At 65.8% G+C, this 17,961-nt stretch carries 15 protein-coding genes and 1 tRNA gene; 15 read left to right on the forward strand and 1 reads right to left on the reverse strand.

The window, feature by feature from the left end:
* Positions 1 to 2: 2 nt before the first annotated feature.
* From JJJ16_RS00910 to JJJ16_RS00955, 10 genes are all read left to right on the forward strand, one after another.
* Positions 3 to 1,163, forward strand: coding sequence for a resuscitation-promoting factor (locus JJJ16_RS00910; protein ID WP_219751017.1), 1,161 nt, complete (start codon positions 3 to 5; stop codon positions 1,161 to 1,163).
* A 96-nt stretch (positions 1,164 to 1,259) separates the two neighbouring features.
* Complete coding sequence (locus tag JJJ16_RS00915) at positions 1,260 to 2,699, forward strand: ubiquitin-like domain-containing protein (RefSeq protein ID WP_219751018.1); 1,440 nt, start codon at positions 1,260 to 1,262, stop codon at positions 2,697 to 2,699.
* A 680-nt stretch (positions 2,700 to 3,379) separates the two neighbouring features.
* A complete protein-coding gene (locus JJJ16_RS00920; RefSeq protein WP_219751019.1) occupies positions 3,380 to 4,033 on the forward strand; it encodes a DUF4230 domain-containing protein in 654 nt (217 codons plus the stop codon).
* A gap of 64 nt (positions 4,034 to 4,097) precedes the next feature.
* Entirely contained in the window at positions 4,098 to 5,087 is a 990-nt protein-coding gene (gene rsmA, locus JJJ16_RS00925) for a 16S rRNA (adenine(1518)-N(6)/adenine(1519)-N(6))-dimethyltransferase RsmA (protein ID WP_219751020.1), read from the forward strand.
* Between the two features lie 39 nt (positions 5,088 to 5,126).
* A complete protein-coding gene (locus JJJ16_RS00930; RefSeq protein WP_219751021.1) occupies positions 5,127 to 6,101 on the forward strand; it encodes a 4-(cytidine 5'-diphospho)-2-C-methyl-D-erythritol kinase in 975 nt (324 codons plus the stop codon).
* Positions 6,101 to 8,035 carry an ABC-F family ATP-binding cassette domain-containing protein gene (locus tag JJJ16_RS00935; RefSeq protein WP_219751022.1) on the forward strand — a complete coding sequence of 645 codons (1,935 nt, stop codon included), beginning with the start codon at positions 6,101 to 6,103 and terminating at the stop codon, positions 8,033 to 8,035. The genes JJJ16_RS00930 and JJJ16_RS00935 overlap by 1 nt, the downstream gene beginning before the upstream one ends.
* Before the next feature lie 730 nt (positions 8,036 to 8,765).
* Complete coding sequence (locus JJJ16_RS00940) at positions 8,766 to 9,353, forward strand: Imm61 family immunity protein (protein ID WP_318836505.1); 588 nt, start codon at positions 8,766 to 8,768, stop codon at positions 9,351 to 9,353.
* Between the two features lie 62 nt (positions 9,354 to 9,415).
* Positions 9,416 to 10,003: a TNT antitoxin family protein gene (locus JJJ16_RS00945; protein WP_225904952.1), complete on the forward strand. Its 588-nt coding sequence runs from the start codon at positions 9,416 to 9,418 to the stop codon at positions 10,001 to 10,003.
* 324 nt (positions 10,004 to 10,327) lie between these two features.
* Positions 10,328 to 12,340 carry a glycosyl hydrolase family 28-related protein gene (locus tag JJJ16_RS00950; protein WP_219751023.1) on the forward strand — a complete coding sequence of 671 codons (2,013 nt, stop codon included), beginning with the start codon at positions 10,328 to 10,330 and terminating at the stop codon, positions 12,338 to 12,340.
* A gap of 351 nt (positions 12,341 to 12,691) precedes the next feature.
* On the forward strand, positions 12,692 to 12,967 hold the full coding sequence (locus tag JJJ16_RS00955; RefSeq protein WP_034465842.1) for a DUF1540 domain-containing protein: 276 nt from the start codon (positions 12,692 to 12,694) through the stop codon (positions 12,965 to 12,967).
* 71 nt (positions 12,968 to 13,038) lie between these two features.
* Here JJJ16_RS00955 and JJJ16_RS00960 read toward each other — a convergent pair whose 3' ends face one another.
* Positions 13,039 to 13,671, reverse strand: a complete 633-nt coding sequence (locus tag JJJ16_RS00960; protein WP_219751024.1) for a TetR/AcrR family transcriptional regulator — start codon at positions 13,669 to 13,671, stop codon at positions 13,039 to 13,041.
* A 111-nt stretch (positions 13,672 to 13,782) separates the two neighbouring features.
* Here JJJ16_RS00960 and JJJ16_RS00965 point away from each other — a divergent pair.
* The 5 genes from JJJ16_RS00965 (at position 13,783) to JJJ16_RS00985 (ending at position 17,912) form a co-directional block, all read left to right on the forward strand.
* A tRNA-Gln gene (locus tag JJJ16_RS00965) sits at positions 13,783 to 13,853 on the forward strand.
* 40 nt (positions 13,854 to 13,893) lie between these two features.
* Positions 13,894 to 14,943 (forward strand): bifunctional N-acetylglucosamine-1-phosphate uridyltransferase/glucosamine-1-phosphate acetyltransferase, encoded by a 1,050-nt coding sequence (locus JJJ16_RS00970; protein WP_219751025.1) that lies wholly within the window; start codon positions 13,894 to 13,896, stop codon positions 14,941 to 14,943.
* Positions 14,944 to 14,967: 24 nt separating this feature from the next.
* Complete coding sequence (locus JJJ16_RS00975; RefSeq protein WP_060566502.1) at positions 14,968 to 15,939, forward strand: ribose-phosphate diphosphokinase; 972 nt, start codon at positions 14,968 to 14,970, stop codon at positions 15,937 to 15,939.
* A 167-nt stretch (positions 15,940 to 16,106) separates the two neighbouring features.
* Entirely contained in the window at positions 16,107 to 16,715 is a 609-nt protein-coding gene (locus tag JJJ16_RS00980) for a 50S ribosomal protein L25/general stress protein Ctc (protein WP_007589636.1), read from the forward strand.
* Positions 16,716 to 16,793: 78 nt separating this feature from the next.
* Positions 16,794 to 17,912: a mannose-1-phosphate guanylyltransferase gene (locus JJJ16_RS00985; protein WP_219751026.1), complete on the forward strand. Its 1,119-nt coding sequence runs from the start codon at positions 16,794 to 16,796 to the stop codon at positions 17,910 to 17,912.
* Positions 17,913 to 17,961 lie beyond the last annotated feature (49 nt).

The following is a 17,961-nucleotide window of genomic DNA, read 5'->3' on the forward strand; positions in this document are numbered from 1 at the left end:
ACGTGAGCTTTCAGCCCTCTCGTACAACCGTCATTTCCGTCGCAGCCGCGACGGCCCTTGTCGTGGCCGGCACCGCGGCCACTGCCATCGGCACCTCCTATCGCCACGTCACCGTCGAAGTTGACGGCGTGACCCGCGATGTCTCAGGCTTCTTCACGACCGCAGGCGATGCTCTGCACAGCGCGGGCGTGACCGTCGGCGACCACGACCTCGTCGCCCCCGCCTCCAACCAGACCGTCGCGAGCGGTGACACCGTCGTCGTGCGCACCGCGACCGAGTACGACGTGACGGTCGACGGCAACCAGACCACGGCGTGGTCCACTGCCTCGTCGATTTCCGGCGTGCTCTCTGCCCTGCCGGCCTCCGCCGCGTCTATGGCGGCCGACCGCTCCTACACCCGCGCCGAGATGCCCGTCGCCGAGGCCGGCCAGACCGTCCATGTCGTCGCCGACGGCACCACGACGGACGTCGTCGTCTCCTCCGACGAGGGCACGACCGCGATCCTCGAGAAGGCTGGCGTCAGCGCCGGTCCGATCGACCGCGTGACCATGGAGCACAACGGCGGCGAGGCCACCCTGCGCGTCGCGCGCGTCGTGCGCGGCAACGTTTCCTCCACGACCGAGATCCCGTACGAGACCGAAGAGCGTGAGGACGCCGAAGCCGAAGAGGGTACCGAGAAGACCGTGCAGGAAGGCGCTGCCGGCTCCGAGGTGACCGAGACCTACCAGGAGACCATCGACGGCAACGTCACCGTCTCCGCCGTCCTGTCCACGACCCGCACCGAGCCCACCAAGCGCATCGTCTCCAAGGGCACGAAGGCGAAGAAGGCCGCGGATGCGTCGTCCAGCTCGTCCTCCTCGTCTGATTCTTCGGGTTCCTCCTCGTCCGGTTCGTCTGCCTCCGCTCCCGCCGCCGTCTCCGGCGACGACGCTTCGATCTGGGCGGCCATCGCCCAGTGCGAGTCCGGCGGCAACCCGTCGATCAACACGGGCAACGGCTACTACGGCATGTACCAGTTCTCTCTGCCGACGTGGCGTTCCGTGGGTGGCTCCGGCCTGCCCTCCGACGCCTCCGTGGAGGAGCAGACCATGCGTGCGCGTATGCTCCAGCAGCGCTCCGGTTGGGGCCAGTGGGGCTGCGCCTACAGGCTGGGTCTCGTCTGACGTGACATTGCACGCGGGCGCGGCCAGAGTCTGGCGCGCCCGCGTGCGTGCACGTTAAGCTGACCGGCAGTATCGATAGCGAGTAACTGGAGAATCGTGAACCACCACCTGAGCACCTCCCTGAGTGCGTCCGCCGCAAGCGCCCTGCACGTCCTGGGCGCCCACGTGCGTTCCTTCGCGCCTTCCCCGCGCATCGTCCTTGGCGTCGCCGCCCTCGCCTCGGCGGGGGTCCTCGGTGTCGCCGGCGTCGGTGTCGCCTCCTCGCATACGTCCGTCATGCTCGAGGTCAACGGCGTCTCGCGCCCCGTGACCTCCTGGGGTAACACCGTCGGCGACGCGCTGCATGCCGCGGGCGTGAGCGTTGGCAGCAACGACCTCGTGCAGCCCGGCACCGGCGAGGCCGTGCGCGACGGCGACACGATCGTCGTGCGTACCTCCAAGCCGTACACGGTGACCGTCGACGGCCAGACCCGCACCCTGTGGACCACGGCCTCGTCGGCTGATGCGATCCTCGCGGACGCCGCCCCGCTGGGGTCGGCCGTCAGCCTTGCCGCAGACCGATCCTCGTCGCGTGACGAGCTCACCCCGCTCGTGTCGCGCGCTCGCAACGTCGTCGTCACGGTGGATGGCACGACTCGTGAGGTCGCCGCACGTCCCGGACAGGACGCCCGCGCGATCCTCGAGGCCTCCGGCGTCTCCGTGCACCCCCTCGACCGCGTGAACGTCACGACGGGTGAGGCCGGCGAGCTGTCGATCAACGTCAGCCGCGTCACCCGCGGTGAGGCCACCGAGACCGTCGAGATCCCCTTCAGCGAGACGACGACGACCAGCTCTGACCTCTTCGTCGGCGAGTCCCAGGTGACGACGGCCGGCGTCAACGGCGCGACCACGTGGACCGTGTGGCAGGAGAAGAAGGGCGACGAGGTCCTGACCTCCGTGCCGATCACCGAGCACTCCACGTCCCAGCCCGTCACCCAGGTGCGCAGTGAGGGGACGAAGGAGGCCACCCCGGCCGCCCTTGTCGCCGCCGGCATCGACCCGAAGGCCACCCTCGAGGAGAAGGTCGAGGCGGACGGCACGACCTCGGTGCGCTACCGCGCGAAGCTCGGCACGATCTCCACGAAGGAAGAGATCGCCGCGATCGCAGCCGACACGAAGAACACTGACTCCGCCACCGCTGCCGCAGCCGCCGCTGCCGCTGCCGCTGCGGGCGCTGTCCCGACCACCTACTCCGGCGAGGACCCGCGTTCGCTGGCCAAGCCCCTCGTCGCAGCCCAGGGCTGGGGCGACAGCGAGTACCAGTGCCTGATCCTCCTGTGGAACCGCGAGTCGCAGTGGAACCCCTACGCTGAGAACGCCTCGTCGGGTGCGTACGGCATCCCGCAGGCGCTGCCGGGCTCCAAGATGGCCTCGGCGGGCGCTGACTGGCGCACCAACCCGATCACCCAGATCAACTGGGGCATCGGCTACATCAAGGGCCGCTACGGCACGCCCTGCTCCGCCTGGGCGCACTCCAACGCCGTGGGCTGGTACTAAGCCTGAGAGCTTGTGAGGGCCGGGCCTGACAACGAAGGTTGTCGGGCCCGGCCTTTTTGTCGGTGCGCGGGTGGGCTCGTGCTGGTGTGGTGGTTGTGCTTGTGGGCGCGCTGGTGTGGTGGCTCTCGGAGCGAGCTCATCCGGATAGGTAACGAACATCCGGATAGGTAACGAACATCCGGATAGGTAACGAACATCTGGATAGGTAATGAACATCCGGATAGCTTATTAACCTATCCGGATGTGGCTAACCTATCCGGAAGCGCGCAACCTATCCGGATGCGCACCCTGGCCTGGCTTGGCGCGGTACTGGGGCCTCATACGTCGCCCTGGCTTGGCGCGGTGCCCTGACCTGGTCGGATTCGATGCCTGGGCTGAGCTTGGCTCGGCGCCCGGTCCTGGCTTTGTGGGTTGGGTGGACTGTGGGGTGCGCATCTCGGCGCGTGCGTAGGTGGATGGGCGTGAGTATCCGGATAGGTAACGAACATCTGGATAGGTTATGAGCATCCGGATAGCTTATTAACCTATCCGGATGTGGCTAACCTATCCGGAAGCGTGCAACCTATCCGGATGCGCGTAACCTATCCGCGTGGTGTCGGGGTTGTGGCACCTTGACACTTACCCTACAATTCCCGTGAAGGTTACCTAATATTCATCGCGGTTGTATCAGTGAGGTCAGCATGGGTTTTCCACCGTTTGCTAAGTGGGCTGCGTCGTTGGTGATCGCAGGTGCAGGATTCGCCGGTGGCATGAAGGCTGCCCCGGTATTCGGCATCGGGTCCGGGGACCAGGGCGCGGAACCAGTCGTTACCGTTGACACGACCCTTGTGAAAAACTCTTTCGCTGACATTGGTGAACTTGCCACTGAGTCCTACAACTTCACCCAGGTGGGGAAATACTCTGAGGAGGGAACCAAGGTGTTCGGCATGGAAGTGCCGGGTACGAGCTCCCATTACCTCATTACCTATTCCGGAGAGGTGAAGGCCGGAGTGGCCGATGTGAGCCAGATTCAGGTTGAGGTTGACGAGGCGGGTCACGTTGTGACGGTGACTGTGCCTGCCGTCGAAATTCTCTCCGCGTCCATCGACCCTGCCTCGGTCGAGACCTACGACCAGTCTTTCTCCATCGTTAACCAGATCGAGGTCGGAGAGGTCACCACTTTCCTGGCGGATCGGGAAGCCGCCGCAGCAGACGAGGCCGTCTCCAAGGGCCTGCTGGACAAGGCGCAGGGGCGTTTGGAAGACATTGTGAAGAAGCAGGTCAACGCCGTTCTCGGCGAGCAGGCCAGCAAGTACGAGGTGCGCGTCGTCCTGCCGCCCGCCCCCGCCCCATGACGCTCCGAGCCTCACAGTGTCCCCAGCCCCGGCCTCGTGGGTGGCGTGCACTAGACTTGCCAGCGTGAGCCGATCCTCCAGCCCCCGCAACCAGCGCGACACGCGCAGCCGCCTCGACACGACCCTGCCCGAGGGCGCCGTCCCCTCCGAGACGGGCCTGCTCGGCCCCCTCGAAGTCAAGGCCATCTCCGAGGCGCTCGGTATTCGCCCCACAAAGGTGCTCGGCCAGAACTTCGTGCACGACGCGGGCACGGTGCGCAAGATCGTCGCAGCCGGTGGCGTCGAAGAGGGCGACGAGGTTGTCGAGGTCGGCCCCGGCCTCGGCTCCCTGACGCTCGCACTCCTGGAAGTCGGCGCGCGCGTGCGCGCCGTCGAGATCGACCCGCCCCTGGCCGCCGCGCTGCCCGAGACGGTGCGCGCCCGCATGAGCGAGGCCGCAGACCGCTTCCACGTCGTCACCATGGATGCCACGGAAATCAGCGGCGTCGATGACTTCGGCGTGGACTGGCCCGCCCCCACCAAGCTCGTCGCGAACCTGCCGTACAACGTGGCCGTGCCGGTTCTGCTCAACATGCTCGAGGCCTTCCCCTCCATCCAGGGCGTCGTCGTCATGGTCCAGGCCGAGGTCGCGGACCGCCTGGCCGCCGGCCCCGGATCGCGCACCTACGGCGTGCCCTCCGTGAAGGCCTCCTGGTACGGCTCGGTCGAGCGCGCCGGCACGATCGGCCGCTCCGTGTTCTGGCCCGTGCCCGGCGTGGATAGCGCGCTCGTGCGCCTGACGCGCCTGGAGGCTCCGCGCGGCGACGACGAGCTGCGCCGCGCCACCTTCGAGGTCACCGACGTGGCGTTCGGCCAGCGCCGCAAGACCCTGCGTGCGGCCCTCAAGAACTGGGCGGGTGGCCCCGAGGCCTCCGAGGCCCTCCTGTCGGCCGCCGGCATCGACCCGACGCGCCGCGGCGAGACCCTCTCGATCGACGAGTTCGTCGAGCTGGGACGCGCCGTCATCGAGGCCCGCGCCAACGGTACCCTCGCGGCGTCGACCGCGGCCCGCTGAGGGCCACCGGTCAGATAAGCGGTAGGAAGAAGGAACGCCATGCGTGAAGTGCGCGCCAGTGCGCCCGGAAAAGTCAACCTGACTCTGCGCGTCGGCGCGCCCACGCCCGACGGCTACCACCCCCTCGTCACGGTCTTCGAGGCCTTGAATCTGCGCGAAACCGTCACCGTGCGCACCTCGAAGGCGCCCGGCGTGCGCGTGGAGACGATCGCGTACCTGCCCGACGGCAGCGTTGACGAGGCCACGACCCGCGCCATGGCGGACGTGGACCCGGCCACCCACCTGGCTGTGCGCGCCGCGCGTGTCCTCCAGCGCCTCGCCGCCGCGGGCCCCTGGGCGTCCACCGCCGCGGGCCTGAGCATCCGCGTCGACAAGCGCGTCCCCGTCGCCGGCGGCATGGCCGGCGGGTCCGCCGACGCGGCCGCCGCACTGGTGGCCTGCAACGAGCTGTGGGAGCTGGGTCTGGGCGACGAGCAGCTGCAGGCGATCGGCCGCTCGCTGGGCGCCGACGTCCCCGCCTGCCTGGCCGGAGGCATCGCGCTGGGAACCGGGCGCGGCGACCACATGAGCGTCCTGCGCGAAGGGGACGAGGAGGGCCAGCACCACTGGGTCATGCTCCTGTCCCGCGAGGGCCTGTCCACCCCCGAGGTGTTCCGCGAGTTCGATCGAGTCGACGCGACGGGCGCACCCGCCCTCGCCGAACCCACGCCCGAGGAGGTTGCTGCTCTGTGCGGGGAACCCGAGGAACTGCGTCACGGCCTCGTCAATGACCTGCAGGCGCCCGCCCTGCGCCTGCGCGCCGAGCTGGCCGAGACCATCGGTGCCGCGAAGGACGCGGGAGCACTGGCCGTCACGCTGTCCGGGTCCGGCCCGACCGTCGCGGCCCTCGCGCGCGACGCCGAGCACGCCCAAGCCCTCGCAGCCACCCTCAGCGGCGCGCCCACGGTCGCGCGCGCAATCCCCACCCACGGGCCCGCCTGCGGCGCCCGCATCGAATCGACGGAGGCCATCTGATGGCGCACCTGCTCGGAACCCAAAACGTCGGAGCCCTCGCTGGCTCCCGTAAGCTCCTCGAAGGGGTCACGGTCGGCCTCGACGACGGCAGCCGCGTCGGTATCCTTGGCCCCAACGGCGCGGGAAAGTCTACGCTCCTGCGCATCGTCGCCGGCACGCAGGATCCCGACGGGGGAGTGGTGACCCGCCGCGACGGCGTGCGCGTCGCTGTCCTCACCCAGGCGGACACTCTCGACCCCGAGGACACCGTCATCCAGGCCGTTCACCCCGGCATGGAGGAGTACGAGTGGGCGTCCGACCCGGCCGTGCGCGACATCCACGCCGGACTCCTCGCCGACATCAACCCCGCCGCCCTCGTCGGCACGCTGTCGGGCGGTCAGCGCCGCCGCGTTGCGCTCGCCGGAGTCCTCGCGGCCACCGCCGACATCGTGTGCCTGGACGAGCCCACCAACCACCTCGACGTCGAGGGCGTGGCCTGGCTGGCCGCGCACCTGAACGCCCGCTTCGCCCGCCCCGGCGCGTCCGGCGCGCTCCTGGCCGTCACCCACGACCGCTGGTTCCTCGACGCCGTGTGCGAGCACATCTGGGAGGTCGTCCCCGGCGTCGATCCGGGCGGTGACCGCCCGCAGATCGCCGGGCATGTCGAAATCTACGACGGCTCCTACGCTGCCTACACGCTGGCCCGCGCTGAGCGCATGCGCCAGGCGGACGTGGCCGCCGCCAAGCGCGCCAACCTGCTCACCAAGGAGCTCGCGTGGCTGCGCCGCGGCGCTCCTGCCCGCACGTCGAAGCCGAAGTTTCACATCGCCGCCGCCGAGGCCCTCATCGCCGACGTGCCGCCGCCGCGCGACACCGTCGAGCTGGTGAAGATGGCGACCGCGCGCCTCGGCAAGGACGTCATCGACCTCGAGGACGTCTCCGTGTCCTTCACGCGCCCCGACGGCTCGCGCCTGGACATCCTCGAGGGTGTCACCTGGCGCCTGGCCCCCGCCGAGCGCGTCGGCATCGTCGGCGTCAACGGCGCCGGCAAGACGACGATCCTGAACCTCCTGCGCGGCGACCTCGAGCCCACCTTGGGGCGCGTCAAGCGCGGGAAGACCGTCCAGGTTGCCACCCTCTCCCAGGACACGCACGAGCTCGACGCCCTGGCCGACATGCGCGTCGTCGAGGCCGTCGCCGACGTCGCCCAGACTGTCGTCGTGGACGGCAAGGAGGTCAGCGCCTCGCAGATGACGGAGCGCATGGGCTTCACGCGCGCCCGCGCCTACACGCGCATCAGCGAGATCTCGGGCGGCGAGCGCCGACGCCTCCAGCTCATGCGCCTGCTCATGAGCCAGCCGAACGTGCTGCTCCTCGATGAGCCCACGAACGACCTCGATACCGACACCCTGGCCTCGATGGAGGACCTGCTCGACACCTTCCCGGGCACCCTCGTCGTCGTCTCCCACGACCGCTACCTCCTCGAGCGCGTCACCGACCACCAGGTCGCCCTCCTCGGCGACGGCCAGGTCCGCGCCCTGCCTGGCGGCGTCGAGCAGTACCTGCAGATGCGCGCGTCCGGCGACCTCGGGGCGTTTGATTCGTCCTCTCGCGCCGACGAGGCCGGCTCCGCCTCCCGCTCCACCGCGCCCTCCGCGGACGCCTCCTCGGGCGAGGACAGTGCGGGGCAGGGGAGCGCTCGCGGCGGCGTGAGTGACGCTGCGGCGCGGCGCGCGGCCAAGAAGGAAGTGGCCCGCATCGAACGCAAGCTGGAGCGCCTGCGGGCCGAGGCCTCGTCCCTGGAGGCGAAGCTGGAGAAACTGTCGATCCAGGTGGCGACGGATCCCTCGGCGGTGTCCGAGCTGACGAAGGTCTCGGCGGCCCACCAGGACGTCCTGGCCGAGATGGACGAGCTGGAGGAGGCCTGGCTCGAGGCCGCTGATTTGCTGGAGTAAACCGTGTTGTGAGTGGACCTGGTTTCGGGCTCGTTATTGGCGTGCAAACGAAGGCTGGGCAGCTGGGCGGGGCGACTCAATTGCAAGTTTTCGATGAAAATAATAGGGCTGTTCCGGTTAGTAAATTGCTTGGTGAGGGTATCTTAAGGGGAAAGGGTAAGCCTGTTGGAATTCATGGATGAATATGCAACAGTAATGAATCGATACGTGAAGATTGAAGTTCGCAATAGATTCAAGGAGGGGGGTGCTGATCTGTCGCTCAACTTTGGGAGTGGCGATGGGTGGCTGCTATGGCGGGAGGATGGCCAGTACTGCTTCGATGAGAAAGAGCGGGGAAAAGTTAGGGCAGGTGGACTGTTTAATTCACAGTCAATTGAGTTGACGCAAATTGTTATGGTGAATTGTATGGTGCCCTACTTGCGTCATGCGCTGGGTTTTTCAAGTTTGTCTGTTCCTAGTACAATTGACGAGCTGCCAGTGGGGTGGTCGGTATCTAAAAATGCATCTGCTTGTTATAAGAGTATGAGAGGTCCGACGGGTGAGTTGCTTGAATTTGTGACTTGGAATCCGGCTCATTGTGTTCCATTCGCTTGGCTCCATGGTGTGTCTCCGTCTGAGCTGCTGCACGCGTACATGCTTCCCGACGGTGGCCCATTGCTTCGGCGATGGCTTGGGCGTCCGTAGGTTCGATGATGGGCTAAGTGGCGATGGTGAGATAAGGAGCAGGGTAGTGGTGAACGCATTGGGACGAATCTTCGGTTGGAGGGCCTCCGAGGATAGGAATGATCCGATGGCCTTCCTGGACGAGTACGCGGCGGTCATGAACCGGCATACCGGGCTGAGGGTGTACAACGGCTTCAAACTGGGACGCACGGGTCTGTCGATCGATACGGGGTTCGGATCGGGAATGCTCCTGTGGCTGGAGGACGGGCAATACTGCTTCGATGAGGAGGAGCGTGGAAAGGTGGTAAAGGGTGGCATTATCGCGTCGGCGTCGGTCGAGTTGACGCAGAAGGTGATGGTCAACTACACGGTCTCGATCTTGCGCCATAGTTTGGGGCTCCCGGCGTTGGGTGTTCCGACAAAAGTTGAGGAGCTCCCGGAGGGGTGGTCTTTGCATAAGGAGGCGGCTGCTCGTTACGACCGGCTGGATGGCCCTCATGGTGAGCGTCTTGATTTCGAGGCGGGAGCTCCGTCCTACTGTGTGGCCCTCGCCTGGCTCTACGACGTCACTCCCTCCGAGCTGCTCAATGCGTACATGATTCCCGACGGCGGGCCTCTGCTTCGTCGCTGGCTCGGGCGCCCGTATCTGCGCTGAGGGCGATTGTTTCAGGGGCCGTCGTTGTTAGCTGGCGAGCTCCTGGGGAGGGGGAGAATGCAATGCTGAATGCTTTCAGTTGCTTTTTTGGCAGGATGGGCTCGGGGAAGAAAGAAGACCCGATGGCCTTCCTGGACGAGTATGCGGCGGTCATGAACCGGCATACCGGGCTGAAGGTGTACAACGGCTTTAAGCTGGGACGCACCGGCCTGTCGATCGATGCGGGGTTCGGATCGGGAATGCTCCTGTGGTTGGAGGACGGACAATACTGCTTCGACGAGGAAGAGCGAGGGAAGGTGAGAAAATGTGGTTTTTTCAGTTCGCCCTCGGTCGAGTTGACGCAGAAGGTGATGGTCAACTACACGGTCTCGCTCTTGCGTCATAGTTTGGGACTTCCTGTGTTGGGCGTTCCAACCAAAGCTGACGAACTCCCGTCGGGTTGGGTGCTTCAAGAAACTCCCACGTGGAGTTATGTTGCTCTTGATGGGCCTCACGGCGAGCATTTGGAATTTGTGGCCTCTGGGGCGCGCTACTGTGTGGCCCTCGCCTGGCTTTACGACATGACTCCCTCCGAGCTGCTCAATGCGTACATGATTCCCGACGGTGGGCCATTGCTTCGTCAGTGGCTTGGGCGCCCCTATCTGAGGTGATAGCAAGCGTGCCAGGCGCAGGGTCGTTGGAGCGTCATGCCTGCAGCTACCGCCTTCGGCGTAGCTGCAACCCAGGTCTCGGTACCTTATCTTCAATCTCTGCCACGCTATCGGAATCTCAGATTTATAATTACAGTGCAAATATTGGCCTGTGGTGTTTTCCCTGATATTGCACGGTTCTTGACTGGGAAAATTTCCAAGCAACTCTTTGACAGTGGTCAGATTCCGCTACTATGTGCCCGTGTTCGTCCCAACAAGTGGAACCTAGGAGCGAAGCGGCGCTTCGAGCGCCCTTCAGGGCATGAAAAGAGGCTTGAGAGTCAGATGAAACGCGGACCATTTATCGCCGGAGCGGGCCTGCTCGGCGTCATCGCGCTGGTGCCCGCACTGGTCCCCAGTGCGGTCGCGGCTGACGACCAGTACGGCGCGACCGTCCCCTACACGCGATACGAGGCCGAGGAGGCGAGCCGCTCTGACGGGACGACGCTTGAGCGCTCCGACGACCTCGAATCGACGGCTATCGAGGCCTCGGGCCAATCCTACGTGGCGCTGAAGGATCAGGATTCCTCCCTGGATTTCACTGCGACGTCCGCGGCCAACGCCCTCGACCTGCGCTTCACCCTGCCCGATCACAAGTCGGGTCAGGTGCAGGTCTACATTAATAACGATCTTGCTGCGACCCTCACCCTGTCTTCCGAGACCGCCTGGCAGTACGTCTATAAGGAGAGTGTCTACGACGAGCCGACCCTGGCCCCTGGTACTGCACACAAGCGTTTCCGCTTTGATGAGGTGCACACGCTGCTCCACGGTCAGATCCAAAAGGGTGACCATGTGCGCATCGTCAAGGTTGATCAGAACGATACTGAGTACGGCATCGATTTCATCGAGCTCGAGCAGGCTGCACCGGCCATCGAGCGCCCCGAAGGTGCCGTGAGTATCGCCGACTACAACAATGCGAAGCCCGGCGATGGTGTTGCTGACGATGCGGCCCTCGTTGCGGCGATGGATGCGGCGGCGAACACCTCCTCCAAGGTGGTCTACGTTCCCGCAGGAAACTGGGAATTCTCCCGCAAGATCGGCATCGATCACCCCGGTCTGACCTTCCAGGGTGCGGGCATGTGGTACACCAACATCTTCTTCACCTCCGATCAGATGAAGGGTGGCGGCATCGTCTTCAATCCCGGCGCGAGCAATGAGACGTTGACCGACTTCTACATGTCCTCGAACCTGAAGTCTCGCTTCGGTGAAGGAGCTCAGTACAAGGGCTTTGCCGGCGCGGCTGGTGGCAACACCCGAGTCTCCAACGTGTGGGTCGAGCACTTCGAGTGCGGCTTCTGGATGGGCGACTATCGCGAGCATAAGTTCATGACGTACACCGACGGCATGGTGATCGAGAACTCCCGCATTCGCAACAACTTCGCCGACGGTGTTAACTTCGTGCAGGGCACCAAGAACTCCACGGTCCGCAACTCCTCCGTGCGTGGCAATGGTGACGATAGCCTCGCCTCCTGGGCGAGCAACGATCTGCGTTCACAAAGCAATTCCGAAGCTTCGAAGTTCAACTCGTTCATTGGTAACACCATCGAGCTGGGATGGCGAGCAGGCGGTATCGGACTGTTCGGCGGCGAGGGGCACGTCGTCAAGGACAACCTCATTGTCAATAACTTCTCCGGAGCGGGCATCCGTATCAGCACCGTCTTCAAAGGCCGCAACTTCACGTACAACCACGCGGGCATGACGATCACCCATAACAAGCTCGTCCGCACGGGTACGACCGATGACTTCTATGGCAAGAAGCGTGGCGCGATTGACTTTGAAGAAGACCTGGAGGTGGGGCAGGTTCTCAACGTCTCCGTGACGGATAACCTCATCGTGCGCCCCTACGCCGAAGAGATCAGTTCGAACTTCGGCCTCGATTCTGAGACTCTGAGGAAGCAGGGCCTCACGCTGCGCGATAACAAGCGTGACGACGAGGCCATGGATACCGCGCAGGCGAAGGTTGTTAACTACGTGCTGGTGGGGGATCAGGTCGTGCGCACCGTCCCGGAGACGGAGAACTACAGCCTCTACTGGTACCAGCGCGACGAGCGCGGCGCTCACGGCATGATCAACCGCTACTGGGTCTCCAAGGCGGACGGCGTGGCCATCACGCCCGACATGGAGTACTCCGTCGAGGGTGGCAAGCGCGTCTATAACGTGACGCTCGCTGACCTGCCCCAGTACTTGCCGACGTCGACTGACTTCTCCGGCTCCTACGGCTACGTCGCCGATCTGGAGCGCTCGCAGCCCGCAGATGACGGCACGACGATCGTGATCCGTTTCTGGTCCGCGAAGTGATCGCTTCCTGACTGACGTCTCCGTTCCACAATCGCCCGTGCTACCCCTCGGTGGCGCGGGCGATCGTGTGCGTGAGAGCCGATCAGGGTAGGTGTGCCACACCCGCGCAGCGCAGGCTCACCTATCCGAATTACGCAAAACAAATGCCGCATTTATTTGCGTAATTAGTGATGGTGTGAATGCGAAAATAGCTCCCGAACGGCGCGCGAACACCCTTGGAATTGCAACGAAAACTCGCCACGTTTTGGATATGTTGCGAAAAGGCGTATCACTGGAGTCAACAGCGCGGCCAACCCGGTCGCGACCGGCTACAAAGAGGCCCCACGGGGCCACGTTGAAAAGGACACTCCAATGGCAGATATGCCCCGCATCCTCGACTGCTCCGTCACCGACTGCTCCTACAACAAGGAGAAGAACTGCGGAGCCGCCGCTATCACCGTCGGCTACTCGACCTCCTGCACGACCTTCATCCCGCTGACCGTCAAGGGCGGCCTTGGCAAGGCTGAGACCTTCGTCGGCGCCTGCCAGAAGGCCGACTGCGCCCACAACAACGCCCTCGAGTGCACCGCCGCCTCCATCTCGGTCGGCGCGGGCACCGCGGACTGCCTCTCCTACGAGGCACGCTGAGTCTCACTCATTAACGAGGCCGTGGCTGGGAATACCCGCCACGGCCTCGTCGTATGTTGTGAACGATAAACTCAGCGTCCCTCGCCCGAGCGCACCCGCAGCGTGGGGTGGGGGCGCAGGCCGCGCTGGCCGTTCCAGATGAGATTGACGACGTGGGCGGCGACCTCATCCTTCTTCATGCGGCGGTCGTCCAGCCACCACTGGCCGACCTGCGCGATGAGGCCGACGAGCATCTGCGCGTACAGGGGAGACCAGGTGGCGTCGAAGTCCGAGCGCTTGAACTGCTCGGCGATGATGTGTTCGACGCTGGTCGCCACGTCGCCCATGACCGAGGAGAAGGAACCCGCCGTGCGGTCCGAGGGGGCGTCGCGTACGAGCACGCGGAAGCCGTCCGTGTTGCGCTCGATGTAGTCGAGCAGGCCCAGGGTCGCGTTCTCCAGGATGAGGCGCGGGCGCTCGGAGGACTCTAGGGAGGACTGGAGGGAGGAGATCAGCGCCTGCACCTCGCGGTCGACGATGACCGCGTACAGGCCCTCCTTGCCTCCGAAATGCTCGTAGACCACGGGCTTGGAGACCTTCGCCCGGGCGGCGATCTCCTCGACGCTGGTCGCGCCGAAGCCCTTTTCGGCGAACAGGGAACGTCCCACGGCCACCAGCTGCTCGCGGCGCGCGAAGCCGCTCATTCGTGTCCTCTTCTCAGCCATGCCCCCAGTATCACACGAGACATGGGTCGGCCTACGCGTAGACCAAGCAGCGGGCGCGGGGTCGCGTTTGAAAGCGCGCGCGGGGTGCAGGTATCATCACAGTGGACGCATTCCGCCTTGGTGTAACGGCAGCACAGAGGTTTTTGGTGCCTTTAGTCTAGGTTCGAATCCTAGGGGCGGAGCGACCGGTCCCGTTGGGACCGCAGATCCCCGAGGAGGAACATGTCTCGCCCCGCCGCCGTCATCGTCCTGGCCGCAGGCCAGGGAACGCGCATGAAATCTGCCCTCCCCAAGGTCGTTCACCCCCTGTCTGGCCTGTCCATGATCGGACACGCCCTGCGTGCCGCCCACGGCCTCGACCCCGAGCACCTGGTCGCCGTCGTCCGTCATCAGCGCGAGGTCGTCGCCGCAGAAATCGAGCGCGTGCTGCCCAGCGCCATCATCGCTGACCAGGACGAGATTCCCGGCACCGGTCGCGCCGTCCAGTGCGGCCTCGAAGCCCTCGATAAGGCCGTCGAGCCCGTCTCCGGCACCATCGTCGTCACCTACGGCGACGTCCCCCTCCTGTCCACGGACACCCTGGCCGAGCTGGTCGCCACCCACGAGGGTGCGGGCCACGCCGTCACCGTCCTGACTTCGCGCGTTGAGGATCCCACCGGCTACGGACGCATCATCCGCGACGCCTCGGGCACGGTCACCGCGATCGTTGAGCAGCGCGACGCCACCCCCGAACAGGCCGCGATTAACGAGATCAACGCGGGCATCTACGCCTTCGATGCGGACTTCCTGCGCACCTCCCTGGCTTCCCTGGGTACCGACAACGATCAGGGCGAGGTCTACCTGACCGACGTCCTCGCAGCTGCGGCCCCTGCCGGGCGTACCGCGGGCGCCCTCGAGCTCACCGACCACTGGCAGAGCGCGGGCGCGAACGACCGCGTCCAGCTGGCCGAACTCGGCGCCGAGATGAACCGCCGCATCTGCGAGGCACACATGCGCGCCGGCGTGACGATCGTCGACCCGGCCTCCACCTGGATCGACGTCGACGTGACCGTTGGCGCCGACACCACCATCTACCCCGGCACCTGCCTGCGGGGGACGACCACCGTTGGGACCGGCTGTGAAATCGGTCCTAGCGCCACGCTGATTGATGCGGAAATTGGGGACCGCAGTGTGGTTCCCACCGCGTGGATCGGTCAGGGCTGCGTCGCAGCCGATACGATGGTCACGCCATATAGCACCATCGGCACATTGATCGCGGCGCCTCGCGCCTGATCCAACACAAGGAGAGACAACCGCATGAGCGGACTGGTGACCACCGGAGAGAAGAACCTCGTCCTCGTTTCTGGACGAGCTCACATGGACCTGGCTCACGCCGTGGGCGAGGAAATCGGATGTGGGGTTTCGCCGGTGACGGCCTACGACTTCGCCTCCGGCGAGATTTACGTGCGCTTCAACGAGTCCGTTCGCGGCGCCGATGTGTTCGTCCTGCAGTCCATCGAGGGCGACATCAACAAGTGGATCATGGAGCAGCTCATCATGATTGATGCTGCCAAGCGCGCCTCCGCGAAGCGCATCACCGTGGTCGCTCCCTTCTACCCCTACTCGCGTCAGGACAAGAAGCACCAGGGGCGCGAGCCCATCTCCGCTCGCCTCATGGCTGACCTGTACCGCACCGCCGGTGCCGACCGCATCATGAGTGTCGACCTGCACGCCTCGCAGGAGCAGGGCTTCTTCGACGGCCCGGTCGACCACCTCTTCGCCATGCCGGTCCTCGTGGACTACGTGCGTGGCCGCGTTGACCTGGCCAACACCGCCGTCGTCTCTCCCGACGCGGGCCGCATCCGCGTCGCTGAGAAGTGGTCGAAGAAGCTGGGCGGCGCGCCCCTGGCCTTCGTCCACAAGACCCGCGACACCACCCGCCCGAACGTCGCCGTCGCGAACCGCGTCGTCGGTGAGGTCGCCGGCAAGGAATGTGTCCTGGTGGACGACATGATCGACACCGCCGGCACGATCACCGAGGCGATCAACGTCCTCAACAATGCCGGTGCCAAGAAGGTCATCGTCGTCGCCACCCACGGCATCCTCTCCGACCCCGCCGCGAAGCGTCTCTCCGAGTCCGGCGCCGCCGAGGTTGTCGTCACCGACACGCTGCCGATCCCCGCTGAGAAGCGCTTCGAGCAGCTCACCGTCCTGTCCATCGCGCCGCTCCTGGCTCGCGCGATCCAGGAGGTCTTCGAAGACGGTTCGGTCACATCGCTCTTTAACTGAGCGCCTCCCGCTTCACATCCGCCCTCGCCGTGAGGTAACCTATTGGGGTTGCTCCGGCGAGGGCGGATCCGTATCCGCCGTTATCGACAGGGCCTGAATCGAAATGCCACGCGTTTCCTTCGCTCTGCCGACACCGACGCCGGACCTGAGAAACGAAGGAAAGACACATGAGCGACAACCCCGTCCTGCTTGCTGAAGAGCGTTCCGAGTTCGGTAAGGGCGCTGCCCGCCGCGCCCGCCGCGCCGGCAAGGTCCCCACGGTCCTCTACGGCCACGGCGCCGAGCCCCGTCACCTGGACGTTCCCGGCCACGACCTCTTCCTCATCGTTCGCGGCACCAAGAACGCGCTCGTTGAGCTGAAGATCGAGGGCAAGACCCAGCTGGCCCTCGTCAAGGACGTTCAGGTTCACCCCGTGCGCCGTGACATCCTGCACGCCGACTTCCTGGCCGTCAAGGCCGGCGAGAAGGTCGACGTTGAGGTCCCCGTCGTCGTTGTCGGCGAGGCTGCCCCCGGCACCGTTCACTCGCTCGAGGAGTTCACCATCCTGGTGAAGGCCGCCGCCACCTCCATCCCCGAGAACCTCGAGGTTTCCATCGAGGGTCTCGAGGCCGGTTCCGCCGTGCACGTCTCCGACCTGAAGCTGCCCGCCGGCGTTGAGGTCGAGCTCGATCCCGAGACGGTCATCGTTGCTGTTCAGGAAGCCGCCGCTGAAGAGGCTGAGGAAGCCGCCGAAGAGGCCGCCGAAGAGGCCGCCGCCGAGGGCGACGCCGAGTGACACTCGCGTAGCACACGCTTTCCACGAGGGGGCGAGGCTGATGCCTCGCCCCCTCGTCGTATCTGCGATACTTGGGGCATGAGTGACCTTCACGTGATCATCCCTGCCGGTGGCGCCGGCACCCGCCTGTGGCCGCTGTCGCGCCGCCGCCGCCCCAAGTTCCTCCTTGACCTGGCGGGCACGGGCCGCACCCTCTTGCAGGGCACGGTGGACCGCCTGGAGGAGTCGGCCTCGTCGGTGAGTATCGTGACCGGCCAGGCGCACCGCGAAGGCGTGCTGGCCCAGCTGCCCGAGTTTGCTGCCTCGGAGAGCCGTACGCTCCTCATCGAGCCGTCGGGCCGCGATTCCATGGCCGCGATCGGTCTCGCCGCCTACGTCGTGCGTGAGCGTTTTGGGGATGACGCGATTGTCGGTTCTTTCGCGGCCGACCATCTGATTGCCCGCCTCGAGCTGCTGCGTGCTGCCGTCGAGACCGCGATTGGCGCCGCCCGCGAGGGCTACGTTGTGACGATCGGCCTGACGCCCACCGAGGCCTCGACCGCCTACGGGTACATCGCGCCCGGGGCCGTGCTCTCCGACGGCTCCGGGGACCCTGCCGCACACACGGCCGCCCGACGGGTCGCCGAGTTCGTGGAGAAGCCGGATGCCGACACGGCAGCCCGCTACGTGTCGCAGGGCTACCTGTGGAACGCGGGCATGTTTATCGTGTCGGCGGGCGTGCTCGCCTCTCACCTGGCCCGCCTGCTGCCCGACATGCACGCGCGCCTGGAGACCATTGCGCGCGCGTGGGGCACCCCCGAGTTTGACGAGGTGCTGGGGGAGAACTGGCCGCACCTGACGAAGATCGCCATCGACCACGCGATCGCCGAGCCCGTCGCCGCCGACGGAGGAGTGGCCGTCGTTCCCGCCGACGCCGAGCTGGGTTGGACGGACCTGGGCGACTTCGAGGCCCTGACCGGCATCGTCGCGCAGGCGGGCCACCTGGGCGAGGCGCTGCGCGTCGAATCCGACGGCGCGGCAGTCTTCGGTTCCCTCGCGCAGGATGGCGAGGGCCCCCTCGTCGCCCTCGTGGGCGTGCCCGACGTGGCCGTTGCGCTGACCCCCGACGCGATCCTCGTGACGCGTCGCGACCGTGCGCAGTCGGTGAAGGCCGTCGTCGACCAGCTCGCGGACCGGGGGCGCTCCGACCTGCTCTGACGCGTCACCGACACGCTGCCCTGCGCGGCCCCCAGAAGGCGGCCTCGGC

This window comes from Schaalia sp. ORNL0103 (assembly GCF_019429565.1).
GTDB lineage: Bacteria > Actinomycetota > Actinomycetes > Actinomycetales > Actinomycetaceae > Pauljensenia.

Excerpts from the sequence above, each read along its gene's own strand:
- JJJ16_RS00920 (WP_219751019.1), top strand. The coding sequence starts at position 3,380 with ATGGGTTTTCCACCGTTTGCTAAGTGGGCTGCGTCGTTGGTGATCGCA.
- JJJ16_RS00930 (WP_219751021.1), top strand. The coding sequence starts at position 5,127 with ATGCGTGAAGTGCGCGCCAGTGCGCCCGGAAAAGTCAACCTGACTCTG.
- JJJ16_RS00935 (WP_219751022.1), top strand. The coding sequence starts at position 6,101 with ATGGCGCACCTGCTCGGAACCCAAAACGTCGGAGCCCTCGCTGGCTCC.
- JJJ16_RS00945 (WP_225904952.1), top strand. The coding sequence starts at position 9,416 with ATGCTGAATGCTTTCAGTTGCTTTTTTGGCAGGATGGGCTCGGGGAAG.
- JJJ16_RS00950 (WP_219751023.1), top strand. The coding sequence starts at position 10,328 with ATGAAACGCGGACCATTTATCGCCGGAGCGGGCCTGCTCGGCGTCATC.
- JJJ16_RS00955 (WP_034465842.1), top strand. The coding sequence starts at position 12,692 with ATGGCAGATATGCCCCGCATCCTCGACTGCTCCGTCACCGACTGCTCC.
- JJJ16_RS00960 (WP_219751024.1), bottom strand. The coding sequence starts at position 13,671 with ATGGCTGAGAAGAGGACACGAATGAGCGGCTTCGCGCGCCGCGAGCAG.
- JJJ16_RS00970 (WP_219751025.1), top strand. The coding sequence starts at position 13,894 with ATGTCTCGCCCCGCCGCCGTCATCGTCCTGGCCGCAGGCCAGGGAACG.
- JJJ16_RS00975 (WP_060566502.1), top strand. The coding sequence starts at position 14,968 with ATGAGCGGACTGGTGACCACCGGAGAGAAGAACCTCGTCCTCGTTTCT.
- JJJ16_RS00980 (WP_007589636.1), top strand. The coding sequence starts at position 16,107 with ATGAGCGACAACCCCGTCCTGCTTGCTGAAGAGCGTTCCGAGTTCGGT.
- JJJ16_RS00985 (WP_219751026.1), top strand. The coding sequence starts at position 16,794 with ATGAGTGACCTTCACGTGATCATCCCTGCCGGTGGCGCCGGCACCCGC.